The organism is Candidatus Pantoea edessiphila, assembly GCF_002933345.1.
Taxonomy (GTDB): Bacteria; Pseudomonadota; Gammaproteobacteria; order Enterobacterales; family Enterobacteriaceae; genus Pantoea_C.
In genome coordinates this window covers 32275-47041 of sequence record NZ_PDKR01000006.1, presented here as the reverse complement: position 1 = coordinate 47041, position 14767 = coordinate 32275, and the positions used below count along the sequence as shown (strand labels likewise).

9 protein-coding genes, 4 tRNA genes and 1 pseudogene are annotated in these 14767 nt (G+C 26.0%); 2 read left to right on the top strand and 12 right to left on the bottom strand.

The window, feature by feature from the left end; translation table 11 throughout:
• Window positions 1-163: 163 nt before the first annotated feature.
• From CRV09_RS03610 to dapF, 8 genes and pseudogenes are all read right to left on the bottom strand, one after another.
• A tRNA-Glu gene (locus CRV09_RS03610) sits at window positions 164-236 on the bottom strand.
• Window positions 237-431: 195 nt separating this feature from the next.
• Entirely contained in the window at window positions 432-980 is a 549-nt protein-coding gene (hemG, locus tag CRV09_RS03605; RefSeq protein ID WP_136132768.1) for a menaquinone-dependent protoporphyrinogen IX dehydrogenase, read from the bottom strand.
• Between the two features lie 148 nt (window positions 981-1128).
• Window positions 1129-1854: a twin-arginine translocase subunit TatC gene (gene tatC / locus CRV09_RS03600; RefSeq protein ID WP_136132767.1), complete on the bottom strand. Its 726-nt coding sequence runs from the start codon at window positions 1852-1854 to the stop codon at window positions 1129-1131.
• Between the two features lie 563 nt (window positions 1855-2417).
• Window positions 2418-2550, bottom strand: a pseudogene (tatA, locus tag CRV09_RS03665) (twin-arginine translocase TatA/TatE family subunit); the annotation flags it as partial.
• 618 nt (window positions 2551-3168) lie between these two features.
• Window positions 3169-5436: a 5-methyltetrahydropteroyltriglutamate--homocysteine S-methyltransferase gene (gene metE / locus CRV09_RS03590; protein ID WP_136132765.1), complete on the bottom strand. Its 2268-nt coding sequence runs from the start codon at window positions 5434-5436 to the stop codon at window positions 3169-3171.
• A 381-nt stretch (window positions 5437-5817) separates the two neighbouring features.
• On the bottom strand, window positions 5818-6774 hold the full coding sequence (gene corA, locus CRV09_RS03585; RefSeq protein WP_136132764.1) for a magnesium/cobalt transporter CorA: 957 nt from the start codon (window positions 6772-6774) through the stop codon (window positions 5818-5820).
• 139 nt (window positions 6775-6913) lie between these two features.
• Window positions 6914-8917 (bottom strand): DNA helicase II, encoded by a 2004-nt coding sequence (gene uvrD / locus CRV09_RS03580; protein ID WP_136132763.1) that lies wholly within the window; start codon window positions 8915-8917, stop codon window positions 6914-6916.
• A 270-nt stretch (window positions 8918-9187) separates the two neighbouring features.
• Window positions 9188-10012 (bottom strand): diaminopimelate epimerase, encoded by an 825-nt coding sequence (gene dapF, locus CRV09_RS03575; protein WP_199733973.1) that lies wholly within the window; start codon window positions 10010-10012, stop codon window positions 9188-9190.
• 1116 nt (window positions 10013-11128) lie between these two features.
• On the opposite strand from dapF, the gene hemC reads away from it, so the two are divergent.
• Window positions 11129-12088: a hydroxymethylbilane synthase gene (gene hemC, locus CRV09_RS03570; RefSeq protein WP_136132761.1), complete on the top strand. Its 960-nt coding sequence runs from the start codon at window positions 11129-11131 to the stop codon at window positions 12086-12088.
• A complete protein-coding gene (locus tag CRV09_RS03565; protein WP_136132760.1) occupies window positions 12063-12812 on the top strand; it encodes a uroporphyrinogen-III synthase in 750 nt (249 codons plus the stop codon). Before hemC ends, CRV09_RS03565 begins: the two co-directional genes overlap by 26 nt.
• 89 nt (window positions 12813-12901) lie before the next feature.
• Here CRV09_RS03565 and CRV09_RS03560 read toward each other — a convergent pair.
• From CRV09_RS03560 to rho, 4 genes are all read right to left on the bottom strand, one after another.
• Window positions 12902-12978, bottom strand: a tRNA-Pro gene (locus CRV09_RS03560).
• A 42-nt stretch (window positions 12979-13020) separates the two neighbouring features.
• A tRNA-His gene (locus CRV09_RS03555) sits at window positions 13021-13093 on the bottom strand.
• 76 nt (window positions 13094-13169) lie between these two features.
• A tRNA-Arg gene (locus tag CRV09_RS03550) sits at window positions 13170-13246 on the bottom strand.
• 136 nt (window positions 13247-13382) lie between these two features.
• Complete coding sequence (rho, locus tag CRV09_RS03545; protein WP_136132759.1) at window positions 13383-14642, bottom strand: transcription termination factor Rho; 1260 nt, start codon at window positions 14640-14642, stop codon at window positions 13383-13385.
• Window positions 14643-14767: the final 125 nt, after the last annotated feature.

The window sequence follows — 14767 nt, the reverse complement described above, 5'->3', positions numbered from 1 at the left end:
ACTTAACCTTACAACCCACAAGCATTTCTAGATTGTAAGTGTTGAGAGTATATAAAAATCAAATAACATTTAATATAAAAATGTATCAATATTTATATTTTCAGCTTGTTTTAGATTGTTAAAGAACTTTTTATTACAAATTTTAATTTACATTAGCGCATTGCGTCCCCTAGGGGATTCGGACCCCTGTTGCCGCCGTGAAAGGGCGATGTCCTAGGCCTCTAGACGAAGGGGACAATGTCAAAACTATTATAGTACTTATATTGTTTTAAACAATATAAGTACTATAATCAAGTTTAAAAATAAAATTTAATTATATTGTTATTTTTTTTAAGTCTTACATCCTTTAGTCGATAAAAACAATATCCTTTATTTTATATAAATAGTCAAGTATTTATTTTTTTAATATCATTTATTTTAAATAATTATTATCAATTAATTAATTTTTTGAGTTTTAAATTTTTAAAATGATTAGCAAATTTTTTTACCTGTTCCCAATTAGTATATTCAACATCATAATTAATATTAGTTTCTCCACCTGTAATAAACATGATAAATCTAATAATAGTTTTATCAAATAAATTGTAACGTGAATATTTTAATGCACCACCAAAAACAGCACAACAATTTGGTTTCCAAGGAGAACTATTTAAAAATTTGTAAGTATAAGCATTAGTATATGGAGAACTTTTTTCTATTTTACGAGCTACAAGATTAACTGAAAAAAAACCGCTAAATATTTCTTTAAGAGTTAATACATTACGTTTTATAAATTCATTAACTATGGGATGAAAATGACCATAATGAATAGAAGCACCAATTAAAATACAGTCGTATTGTTTCCAATCAAAATCTATATTTATAGCATCTGATATATTAATTAAATCACATGGCTGATTGCTTCTAATAATATCAGCAATGTAAGAAGATATTTTTTCTGTTTGTCCATTACGACTATAGAAGATAATTAAAGCTTTCATTAATTATGAAAATCCTTGTTACAATATATATTTTCGTTATTAAAATATCTTAAATATAAAATCAATAATGGTTACATAATGTAATTAAATAATTTATCGATATTCTAATAAAGAAATAACGCATTTAGTATTTTTTAATTTTTATATTTTATTTAATTTTATTATTAAAGTAATAATGTGCAAGTAGTAAACCAATTTCAAACAAAAAGTACAGAGGAATAGCAAGCAGAATTTGGGAAAAAACGTCAGGAGTTAATAACATACCTATAACAAAGGTGCCAATAAAAACATAAGGACGATTTTTTTTTAATTTTTTTGTATTGGTAATATTACTCCAACACAATAATACAATTAAGATTGGTATTTCAAAAGAAATACCACATACAATGAATAACCATATTACAAAATCGAGATATTTTGTTATGTCTGTAGCAAGAACAACCCCCTTAGGTAAGGTTTCAATAAAAAATTTAAATGCTACAGGTAAAATAATAAAATAAGCAAATATTATACCAATATAAAATAAAAATGTTCCTAAAATAGCTACTGGTATCAATAAATTTCGTTCATGTTTATAAAGCGCTGGGGCTATGAACCCCCATACTTGATAAAGTATCATTGGAATTGAAAGGAAAATTGATATAACAGCTGTAAGCTTTATAGGAGTCATAAATGAAGAAGCTACATCTATTGCAATCATATTGGTACCGACTGGCATTTGACTTATAAGTGGTAATGCTACTAAATTGTAAATATTATTTGCAAAATATACTAAAGATAAAAAAACCACAAAGATTGTAACAAGACAATTTATTAAACGTCTACGAAGTTCAATTAGGTGTTCAATAATTAATTGGTTTTCTTCAATAATCATTATTATGTATCACTATTACAACTATAAAGTTAATATTTTATTTTAAATAAATAATTTTATTAATTGATATTAAACATATTTTTGATATTAGACCATTTACTTGATGGAATATTTTTATAATTTATATTATATCTATATGTTATATTTGAATTATTTTTATAAATATTGCTTCTGTTAAAATTTGTCATCATCATTTTAATATTGTTAATTTTTTATTTTTATGTATTCATGTCTAATTTTTAAATTATTATTTCTATAATTTATAGGAATAATTTAATCTTAACAAAGAAATAATTTTATGTTTTATTTTTAATATTAATTTATGATAAATTTTGATACGCTTAATTATAAATTTTAAAACATGAGGTAATCTTTGCGGACTCAAAATAATTAATTCAACAAGCAATATTAATTCTTCAAAATTAAATTTTTGGCATAACTTATACCTTTATTTTTTTATTCATCTTTATTCGTTTTTGTATTATTAAATTTATTTTTCGATTTATCGATTATTATCTGTTCATTAAAAATATCACTTTTTTCTTTTTGTTTATCATCATCTTCGTTCATAGCTTTTTTAAAATCACGAATAGAAGAACCTAAATCTGCACCTAAAGTACGTAATTTATCAGTACCAAATAGAAGTACGACGATAATTGCAATAATTAATAATTGCCAAACACTGATTCCATCCATTGAAGGTCCTTTTATCATATTAAAGAAGGATATAAAATAAGTATATTAATATTTATTTAAAATCAATGTTATATTTTATACAAATATTTTTGTATCTATTTTTTTAATTTAATTATTAAATTAATTTTTACTATTTATGTTTTTTAAATATATATTATAATTATTTTAATCTTGATCTGAAATGAATTAATTTTAAAATAAAAATATTATTTTTATATAATTTTTTGTTTGTTATTTATTAATAATTGATTTAATAATCCATTATTAAGTACTTTATTTAATTAATAATTTAAAAATTATTAATTTCGATAAATTTTTATATTTTATTCTAATATTTTTAATTTATGTAACAAATTAAATATTTTACAATCACATTGTTTAATCATAAAAAAGTACTATAGTAAAATTATGTTATATTTAAACTTTAATAATAAATTAAAATAATATTAAATTACGCATGTTAACTATTATATCTATTTTATTTAAATATTATTCACTTATTTTATATTGTTTAAATATATATAAAAACAAGAGAATAGTTAATTTACATTATTATAAACTCATAACTGAAAAGGCGCTTATAAGCGCCAAAATATCATAAGTTAACTGAAACTTAATTCAAACATTGTTACGTAAACTTATCGCTGCTTCAACCATATTTTTTAACGCATTGCGTACTTCAATCCAACTACGAGTTTTTAAACCGCAATCTGGATTAACCCATAAGCGTTCTTTTGGAATATATTTAGCTGCTTGCCTTAATAAGTTTTTTATCGATTCTACACTAGGTATATTAGGTGAATGAATATCATATACTCCTGGTCCAATTTCATTTGGATATTCAAATGATTCAAAGCACTTTAATAAATCCATATTAGAACGGGATGTTTCGATAGTAATTACATCTGCATCAAGAGCTGCAATAGAATCCATAATGTCATTAAATTTGCAATAACACATATGGGTGTGTATTTGAGTACTATTTTTTACAATTGATGAGCTAATATGAAAAGAATTAACAGCCCAACTCAAGTAATTATTCCAATTTGATTTATGTAATGGTAGTCCTTCACGTAATGCAGGTTCGTCAATTTGAATAATACCAATTCCAATTTTTTCTAGAGATTCTACTTCATCTCGCAAAGCTAGAGCTATTTGTGTAGCTATAATATCACGCGGTATATCTTCACGCACGAAAGACCAGCAAAGAATAGTTATCGGACCAGTTAGCATTCCCTTTACGGGTTTTTTAGTTAATGATTGTGCATATTTTATATATTCTGTCGTAATATCCTTTGGTCTAGAAATATCACCTATAATTATTGGAGGTTTAACACAGCGAGAACCATAACTTTGTATCCAACCATTTTGAGTAAACACAAAACCATTCAAGTGTTCACTAAAATATTCAACCATATCATTTCTTTCTGATTCACCATGTACTAATACATCTATTCCCAAACGTTCTTGTTCAAGAATAGTTTTTTTTATGTGATTTAAAATGCTATCATGATAATTTTTGTAGTCTAATTTTCTTTGTTTAAATTTTAGGCGTAGATTACGAATTTCAGAGGTTTGCGGGAAAGAACCGATAGTAGTTGTCGTCCATTCAGGTAAATTAAATTTTTTAATTTGTTCTTTAATTCGATCTTTGTAAGGACTTTTGCGTTTCATATTCTTTAAAAGAACATCTTTAACACGTTTTTTTACAGCAATATTATTTACTTTTTTTGAATACATGCGGGTGCGAATTGGTATGCTCCAGGATTCTAATAAAGATTTATCATCATTATTAAGAGCATCTTTTAATAAAGAAAGTTCTGTACATTTTTGTAATGCAAATGCAAACCAACTTTGTATTTCTTTATCTAAATGTTTTTCAAAACTTAAATCTATAGGAGTATGTAATAACGAACAAGAAGTACCAATCCATAGATTTTCACGTTGATAACTTAGTGGTTTTAGACGATCAAACCAGTGACTTAAATCAGTACGCCAAATATTACGTCCATTAATAACACCTAATGACAAAACCCATGATTTAGGAATTTTATAATTTAATAATTCAATATCATCATTTCCATGAATTACGTCAACATGTAAACCTTGTACAGGTAGTTCACAAATTAAATTTATATTTTGACTTATACTATCAAAATAAGTAGTTAGTAATAAATTATTTTTTGATTGTAATGTATCATATGCTATCTTAAAGGCATCACACCATTCCTTTGTTAACTCTAAAGATAATATAGGCTCATCAATTTGTATCCATTTTACTCCTTTATTAAATAATTCAGATAAAATATCTTTGTAAGCTAATAAAATGTCTTTTAATAAGTGAAGGCGATTAAATTTATTACCTTGCGTTTTACCTAACCATAAATATGTAACAGGACCCAGTAATATAGTTTTTATTGGATAATTTAATGACAATGCTTCGTCTACTTCATCGAATAATTGTGTCCAAGTAACTTTAAAACATTGGTTTTTTTCAAATTCAGGGACTATATAATGGTAGTTAGTGTTAAACCATTTTGTCATTTCAGCTGCAGAAGAAGATTTACCGCTGGGCGTAATACCTCTAGCTATAAAAAACAAAGTATCTAAATTTAAGATATTTTCTTTATTTTGATGACGTTTAGGTATATTTCCTAATAATAAGCTGGTAGTTAATACATGATCATACCAAGCAAAATCACCTACAGGCAATAAATCTATTCCAGCTTCTTTTTGTTGTTTCCAATGGCGTTTACGTAATTTACAACCTACTTTTAATAATTCCTTTTCATCTATATGACCAGACCAATAACTTTCTTGTGCTTTTTTTAGTTCTCGATGCGAGCCAATCCTAGGAAAACCAAGAGTATGGTTTAAAATAGTCATTTTATGTTCTCCAAAAGATTTAATTAAATATAATTATAATCAATATAATTATCAATTAGATTTCATTAAACATAAAAGATATAGATTTTATTTCAATATATTTTATAAAATCTATATCTTTTAATTAATAGCTTATAAATATCAGTTATTTTATGAAGATTAATAACAGATATTTATTAATAAATTAATATTGTTTTATTATTTATAATTTATAATTATATTTTAAATATAACTTATTAATAAAACCAATTAATTATCTGAAAATAATATTATGAATAAATAATTATATTATTGCTTGATAAAAATATAAAACTGGTAAATTTTTATCACCTAGAAAATCTTAGAAATCTAAAATCATCATTATAGACGATATTATATTTTCTATAGCCAATTTTTATGTTTGAAATAAAGATATGGTGCTATTCCAACTATAATCATTAAGAAAATTACGGCTGGATAACCAAAACTCCATTTCAGTTCAGGCATGAACTCGAAATTCATACCATAACTTGATGCTAAAAGTGTAGGAGGTAAAAACATTACTGAAACTACCGAAAATATTTTTATAATTCTGTTTTGTTCAATATTTATTAGACCCATCGCTGCTTGCATTAAAAAATTGACTTTTTGAAATAATGATTCATTATGAGGTAACAAAGATTCAATATCTCTAAGAACTTCACGTGCTTGCTCTAATTGATTATTAGGTAAACGACCCTTCCTGACTAAAAAATTAAGTGCTCTTTGAGTGTCCATGAGACATAATCTTACTTTCCAGCTCACATCTTCTAATTCAGCTAAACGCGAAAGTGATGAATTATATTCTTCTCCTTGTTGACCTTCCATTACTACACGGCTAAGCTTTTCTAAGGAACTATAGATACTTTCAATTTCATCTGCCAATTGTTCAATTTTAGTTTCAAATAAATCCAGTAAAAGTTCAAAAGCATTGCCATTAATTAATTTTTGATTTCGTGCTCGCATACGATATAAACGAAAAGCTGGGAGCTCTCTTTCACGTAATGTATATAATCTGCCTTCTCTGACAATAAAAGCTACTGTAGAATTACCAGCATGATGATCTTCAACATCTTCATAAAAGAAGAAAGAATGGATATGCAAACCATCCTTATCTTCAAAAAAACGAGCTGATGCTTCAATATCTTCTAATTCGGGGCTTGTGGCCAAACTTTGTCCCAATTCAATTTGTATTAGTTCTCGTTCATTTTCTTCTGGTTCAACAAGGTCTACCCAAATTGATGATATTAATTTATCATTTCCCTCTTCAAGTTCTAATCTTGCAAGACGACAACCATCTAACTTAAATGCATTTAACATAGTTATTCCACATTGCAATTTTTATTAATTAGATTTTTGTAATTATATTTAAATCAATTATTAACAAAATAATCCTATTTTATTTTAATTAATTCCAATTAAAATTAGTTATAATTATCTGTGTTAAAAATAGATATGATTATTTCTTTTTTCTAACAAAAGAATTATAGGCTTTTTCGTTGCTGTTATTTGACAAATAATTTATTTTTTTATATGTATATATTCTTTCTATACAATCTAATGGTAATTCCTTGATAAAACGAGATGGATTGCAGTAAATTTCTTTGCCATACAAACGTCGAGTTCTGGCATAAGTTAATATAAGTTTAAACATTGTTCTAGTTATACCAACATATGCTAAGCGCCGTTCTTCTTCTAATTTAATATGTTGATCTAAGGACATCCTATTAGGTAACATACCTTCTTCCATACCAACAATAAATACCTGACCAAATTCTAATCCTTTTGCTGCATGTAATGTCATAAGCTGTACAACATTATTTTCCCATGTATTAATTTGATTTTTATCATCTTCCAATACAGAATAAGATAAAAATGCTTGCAAAGGAGTTAAGTTTTCATCATTATAACTGAATTGTTGAGTAGCAGTTACCAGTTCTTTAAGATTTTCAATACGGTCATGAGATTTTCCTATTTCATTTTCATACATTGACCATAGACCAGAATCTTTTATAACTTTATCAGTTTGCATATAAAGAGGTAATCCATTTATTGTAATTGATAAATTATGAATCAAATCAAAAAAACGTTCTAAAGATAAAATTACACGACTTGTTAATAAATTAGATGTCAATAAAATATTAGCAGATTGCCATAAAGTTAGCTTTTGTTTTCTAGCTACTTCACGTATTATGTGAAGCGTTTTATGTCCAATTCCACGTTGCGGAGTATTAACTATTCGCTCAAAAGCAACATCATCTTTGTTATTATTTATAATACGTAAATATGCAAGTACATCTTTAATTTCCTGACGTTCAAAAAATCTCATACCTCCGTAAATACGATATGGAATTTTTTTACGTAATAATGCATCTTCTAATACACGGGATTGAGCATTACTACGATAAAGAATAGCACAGTCTAATAAATTATGTTTATCTTCATATAGTAACTTTATACAATTTGTTACAAAATAGGCTTCATCTAATTCATTATTAGCACAATAAATGTAAACAGGAGGACCATCTATTCTTTTAGTCCATAATTTTTTTCCAAGACGAATATTATTGTTAGCTATCAAAGCATTAGCTGTTTGTAAAATTTTATTAGTTGATCTATAATTTTGTTCAAGTCTGATTATTTCTGTATCCGGAAAATCGGTTAAAAAACGTTGTATATTTTTAACTTGTGCGCCTCTCCAGCCGTAAATTGATTGATCGTCATCACCTACTATTATCACCTTTCCATTTTTACCTGCTAATAAACGAGTCCACTTATATTGAATATTATTTGTATCTTGAAATTCATCTACTAAAATATTAGTAAAACGCCTTTGATAATGAAGTAAAATATTAGATTTTTTTATTAAAAGTTCATAACTACGCAAAATTATCTCTGCAAAATCAACTAAGCCTATACGATCACATATTTCTTGATATTCTTGATAAATTTTTAGCCATGTTTTTTCTACTACATTAGAGTTTGTAATATTTTTTGGACGTAATCCCTCATCTTTTTTATTATTTATATACAACATAGCCTTACTAGCTGACCATATTTTTTCATCAAAATTCATATTTTTTATTAAAGATTTGATAAAATGCAACTGATCCTCACTATCTAAAATTTGAAAATTTATAGGTAATTTAGCTTCAATATAATGAATTCTCAGTATACGATGAGCTAAACTATGAAAAGTACCAATCCAAATTTTATTTTTATTGGAATTCATTAATTTATTTATACGATTACGTATTTCTGCAGCAGCTTTGTTGGTAAAAGTTACAGCTAAAATTGAATCTGGAGAACAATTATCTATTGATAATAACCAAGCAATGCGATGTACCAGTATTCTGGTTTTTCCGCTGCCAGCACCTGCTAATACCAATAAATTACTTCTTGGTGCGGAGACAGCTTCACGTTGTTTATTATTCAAATTTTTTAAGATATTAAGAATTTCCATTATTAACAAACACAAAAATATAGAGTAAAATTTAACTTAATCATTTTTATTATATTAGGAATAAAAATGATTAAGTTATCTTCTTGTTTATAAAATTTTATCTAAATTTAATTGATATAATTATTAATGATTAATAACTACCTAACTTTATTAACCATAATCATATCGTGATAACCATTTAATACACATTTCAAATAAATTAATACAAAAATAATTTACAATGTTCGATTGTATGGATCTATCATTATAGAATAATACAATATTAGATTATTATATGTAAATACACCCATCATATATGTGTGTAGCAGGACCTGTCATATATATTGATTTTCCTTTTCCTTCCCATGAAATATATAACGTTCCTCCAGGTAAATCTACACGTACTTTTGATTCTAAAATACCTTGTTTAATCCCACAAACTACTGCAGCACATGCACCACTACCGCAGGCATAAGTTTCTCCTATACCTCTTTCATATACACGTAAACGAATATGTTCAATATTTATGATTTCCATAAAATTAACATTGGTTGATTCTGGAAAATAATGATGTTTTTCTATTATTGATCCTAGTAAGTCTACTTGAGTAGTATTTAAGTCTTTTACTTGAATTACACAATGAGGATTACCAATTGATACGATGTCAAATTTTAAAAATTTACCAGCAGCTTGAATATAATATAACTGTCCATTATCATTCATTTTGAATGGTATTTTACTATGATTAAAATTTGGCTTATTCATATTTACACATATTAAATTATTATCAATAATTTTTAAAACCATGTTTGTAACTTTTGTAGTTACTTTGATAATAGTTTTATCTGTTAGTTTTTTTAATCTAACAAAAAGAGCAAAACAACGAGCACCATTACCACATTGAAATACTTCACTACCATTTGAGTTAAATATTCTATAATGAAAATCAAAATTTGGAGCTACAGGTGGTTCAACAATTAATAACTGATCAAAGCCGATTCCTGAATGACGATCAGATATTTTATTAATTAATTTTGGAGAAAGAAAAAATTCTTGAGTTATGGAATCTATTATAACAAAATCGTTTCTTAAGCTATGCATTTTAGAAAAAATAATCTTTTGTCCCATAAAAATACCATGGAAATTAATTAAGCTATTATTATTTTATATAATATATCATTAAAATATTTTAAATATACTTAAAAATTAAATTTATTATCTACAACTTAATTTAACTAATATTTTACTGTTAAATAATTAAAAAAAATCAAAAACGTATTCATATAACTTCACTAATTACAATTTATTAATTAAATAATATAAATTAAAAATTAATCATTTTACTTATTATTAACAAATGTTTTCACAAATAATATCAATTATTTTTAGCAAATTAATAATTTGTTTCATATAAATTTTACCTTAAAAACTAAATATTTTAATTTTTAATAAATTTATATTATAAATATATCAATTTATAATTAAGATACCTATTTTGGGTTAATTGTTTATTTTAACTAATGATTTGTCAATCTTAATATAATTATTAAATTCCTATCTTACTTAAGTAAAAATCAATTACTTATTAATATTACTATCCTTTAATTATTATTTTAGATAGAAAAATTCGTAATGTTCATTATAATAGCTCATGAAATTATTTTATTTGATAGATATTTTAAATATAAATTTTAATTTATATACACTAATAAATTTATATCTTTACTTTTTAATAAAACTTTATTTAAATATCAAATATTTAAAGCAATATACTGCTTTTAAGTATAGTATGGTAAAATAGAAATTAAACAAATATATAATTTATAATCTCTTAATAAATTTAATTTATTATTTACTATAAATTAAATAAAATTTATATTTATTAAAAAATACAACTTAAGTAATTAAATTGATATGGTATGAAGTTAATTAATTACATATAGTATTTTGTGTTTGTTTATATATTTTATATTATTGATAATATTTTTCTAAATTATATAAAATATTTAAGATTTTACGTAATTAATTAAATATATGGTTTATAGTATTAAGAGTATAAATAAAAATAATCAAAAAAATTTAAAATAAACTAAATTTCGTGTTTAATTTTATTGATATTTGGTAATCTTCTTATCCATATAATTAAACTATTTATATAAACATACTATTTTATTTAGGCAATGTATAAAATTTAAACATAATTAATTTAATTAATGAAGATAAATATATTATATGTCAAAAAATATTTTAAAAATTGCAACAAGGAAAAGTCCTTTAGCTTTATGGCAAGCTAGTTATATAAAAGATCGTCTAAGTAGCATATATCCTAATTTAAACATAGAAATAATTCCAACCATGACTAAAGGTGATATTATAATTGATAAACTTATATTAAAACTAGGTGGTAAAGGTGTCTTTGTTAAAGAACTCGAACAATTAGTAATAAAACGTAAAGCTGATTTAGCAGTGCATTCAATAAAAGATTTACCTATAAATCTTCCAAAAGGCCTTGGTTTAGTTGCTATTTGTGAGAGAGAAAATCCATATGATGTAATTGTTTCTCATCGTTATCGTTCACTTGAAGATATGCCAAAAGGAGCGATTATTGGTACTTCAAGTATGCGTAGAGGATGCCAAATTATTTCTTATCGTCCAGATTTATTAGTTCGTTCGATAAGAGGAAACATTGGAACAAGATTAAATAAATTAGATATAGGTGAATATGATGCAATCATTATCGCTGCTGCTGGATTAAAAAGACTAGGTTTAGAAAACAGAATTAATCAAATATTATCTACTGATATTGTATTACCAGCAGTTGGTCAAGGTGCACTAGGTGTTGAATGCCGTTTAGATGATATTAAATTAATAAATTTACTTCAAGTATTAAATCATGATGATACTGCAGTGTGTATAAAAGCAGAACGTGCTATGAATAATTATCTTGATGGAGGATGCGAATTGCCTATTGCTGGTTTTGCAATATTAGAAGGTAGCGATATATGGTTACGAGGGTTAATTTGTGTGCCAAATGGTAATAGCAGTATAATTATTAAAAAAGAAATTAGAGGATCAAGATATCAATCTGAAAAAACAGGGATTTTATTAGCTGAAAAATTAATTTGTGAAAACGGTAAATTTTTCAAAAATAATTTAAATAAAATATATGACTATTTTAATAACTCGTCCTGAACCTGCTGCGAGAGATCTAGTTTTAAGTTTAAGGAAATTAGGAAAAAAAGCTTTTAGCTTTCCTTTGATTGATTTTATACCGGGTAACAATTTAAATTGTATTCCTTATATATTGACTAATTTTCTACATTCTAATGATTTAGTATTTATACTATCAAAACAAGCTTTGTATTTTGCTAACTTAACCTTACAAAAAGCTTCTATGTCATGGCCGATTGATTTAAATTATTATGCAATTGGTTACTCAACTGCCATAGCTTTTAAAGCTATTAGTAAATTAAATATCAAGTATCCTAAAATTAGAGAGGGTAGTGAAGAATTAATAGAATTATTAGAGTTAAATAACATCAAGAATAAGATCGCTTTAATTTTTAGTGGAAATCCTAGCAGAGAACTTTTAAAAAAAACACTTTTAGGATTTGAGGTAAAAGTATTTTTTGTTGAATGTTATCAATCAGTAAAAAAAAAATACAATGGGATAATTGAAGGTGAACGTTTAAGAAATCTTGGTATTAATACTCTAGTAGTAACTAGCAGTGATATGTTAAAACAACTATTTTATTTGTTTACAGAAAAAGATCGAAAAGAATGGCTAATTAAATGTAAAATTTTAGTTGTTAGTAATCGTTTGTTAGAAAATGCTCAAAAATTGGGATGGAAAGAAATTTATGTAACTGAAAGCGCAAATAATAAATCCATATTAAAAACATTATCCTATCTTTAATTTAGTGTATTATTCTGTAATTAAAGTAAGGTAATTTGTTAAATTATAACACAACATATGATATTAATTTAGGTACTAAAATATATCATTGGTCGGTGAGAGAGGATTCGAACCTCCGACCCACTGGTCCCAAACCAGTTGCGCTACCAAGCTGCGCCACTCACCGAAATTCCAGATATTTTTTTAATAATCACTTTAAAAATTTATGGGTGACTAGTGGGATTCGAACCCACGACAGCTGGAATCACAATCCAGAACTCTACCAACTGAGCTATAGCCACCATAAACGATTACTTTAATTAATAATATAACATATTTTTAATAGATTGTTTATCATTTTATTGATAGAATTAACTGTGGTGCGCCCGACAGGATTTGAACCTGAAACCTCTACCTTCGGAGGGTAGTGCTCTATCCAACTGAGCTACGGGCGCTAAAAATTAAATAATAGGGAGGAGGATATATTCAATAATAAATCCTATTTTATTAAATTAGTAAATAGCAATATTTTATTTATAGGTAACTTAACTAAATATATTTCAATTAAATTTAATATTAAAATTGTCGTTCTTACGAACGCTTCATCATATCGAAAAAATCATCATTAGTTTTAGTCATAGCTAATTTGTTAATTAAAAACTCCATTGCATCTATTTCTCCCATAGGATGCATAATTTTACGTAAAATCCACATTTTTTGCAGTTCTTCTTGCAGGGTCAGAAGTTCCTCTTTACGGGTACCAGAACGGTTATAATCAATTGCTGGAAAAACTCGTTTTTCAGCTATTTTTCTCGATAAATGCAATTCCATATTTCCGGTTCCTTTAAACTCTTCATAAATAACTTCATCCATTTTAGAACCAGTGTCTACCAATGCAGTTGCAATAATAGTTAAACTACCACCTTCCTCTACATTTCTTGCTGCTCCAAAGAAACGTTTTGGTCGATGTAAAGCGTTAGCATCTACACCACCAGTTAAAACTTTACCAGAAGCTGGAACTACAGTATTGTAAGCACGTGCTAATCGTGTAATAGAATCTAATAAGACAACAACATCTTTTTTATGTTCTACTAAACGTTTAGCTTTTTCAATAACCATTTCAGCAACTTGAATATGACGAGAAGCTGGTTCATCAAAAGTTGAAGCTATAACTTCACCTTTAACTAAACGTCTCATTTCTGTTACTTCCTCTGGTCTTTCATCAATTAATAGAACCATCAAAACACAGCTCGGATAATTATGTGCTAAACTTTGGGCAATATTTTGTAATAAAATTGTTTTACCCGCCTTTGGAGGAGCTACTATTAAACCACGCTGGCCAAGACCAATTGGAGATGCTAAATCTAATACACGTGTAGTTAAATCTTCAGTAGAACCATTACCACGCTCCATTTTTAAACGATGATTAGCATGTAATGGAGTAAGATTTTCAAATAGTATTTTATTACGTGAATTCTCTGGCTTATCATAGTTGACTTCATTAACTTTTAGTAAAGCGAAATATCGTTCTCCTTCTTTAGGAGGCCTAATTTTCCCTGATATAGTATCTCCTGTACGAAGGTTAAATCGGCGAATTTGGCTAGGAGATACGTAAATATCATCTGGACCAGCTAGATAAGAACTATCTCCAGAACGTAAAAATCCAAACCCATCTTGTAATATTTCAAGTACTCCATTACCAAAAATATCCTCACCACTTTTTGAATGTTGTTTTAATATTGAAAAAATGATGTCTTGCTTACGCATACGCGCTTGGTTTTCTAGACCCATTTTTTCACCTAATTTAATCAATTCAGAAACTGGTGTATTTTTTAGTTTGGTAAGATTCATATTGATTAATTCTTAAAATCAGGAGAAGGCCGTGAATAATAGTCGAAATATCTTTCGTAGTTAATATGATTAATGAATTTGTAATCACTTATAGCTACTAGTTAAAAAAATTTTGAAAAAAATAA

What these genes read in the sequence shown, in the direction of transcription:
- tatC (WP_136132767.1), bottom strand. Translation starts at nt 1,854, where the DNA reads ATGATTATTGAAGAAAACCAATTAATTATTGAACACCTAATTGAACTT.
- hemG (WP_136132768.1), bottom strand. Translation starts at nt 980, where the DNA reads ATGAAAGCTTTAATTATCTTCTATAGTCGTAATGGACAAACAGAAAAA.
- metE (WP_136132765.1), bottom strand. Translation starts at nt 5,436, where the DNA reads ATGACTATTTTAAACCATACTCTTGGTTTTCCTAGGATTGGCTCGCAT.
- corA (WP_136132764.1), bottom strand. Translation starts at nt 6,774, where the DNA reads ATGTTAAATGCATTTAAGTTAGATGGTTGTCGTCTTGCAAGATTAGAA.
- hemC (WP_136132761.1), top strand. Translation starts at nt 11,129, where the DNA reads ATGTCAAAAAATATTTTAAAAATTGCAACAAGGAAAAGTCCTTTAGCT.
- CRV09_RS03565 (WP_136132760.1), top strand. Translation starts at nt 12,063, where the DNA reads ATGACTATTTTAATAACTCGTCCTGAACCTGCTGCGAGAGATCTAGTT.
- uvrD (WP_136132763.1), bottom strand. Translation starts at nt 8,917, where the DNA reads ATGGAAATTCTTAATATCTTAAAAAATTTGAATAATAAACAACGTGAA.
- rho (WP_136132759.1), bottom strand. Translation starts at nt 14,642, where the DNA reads ATGAATCTTACCAAACTAAAAAATACACCAGTTTCTGAATTGATTAAA.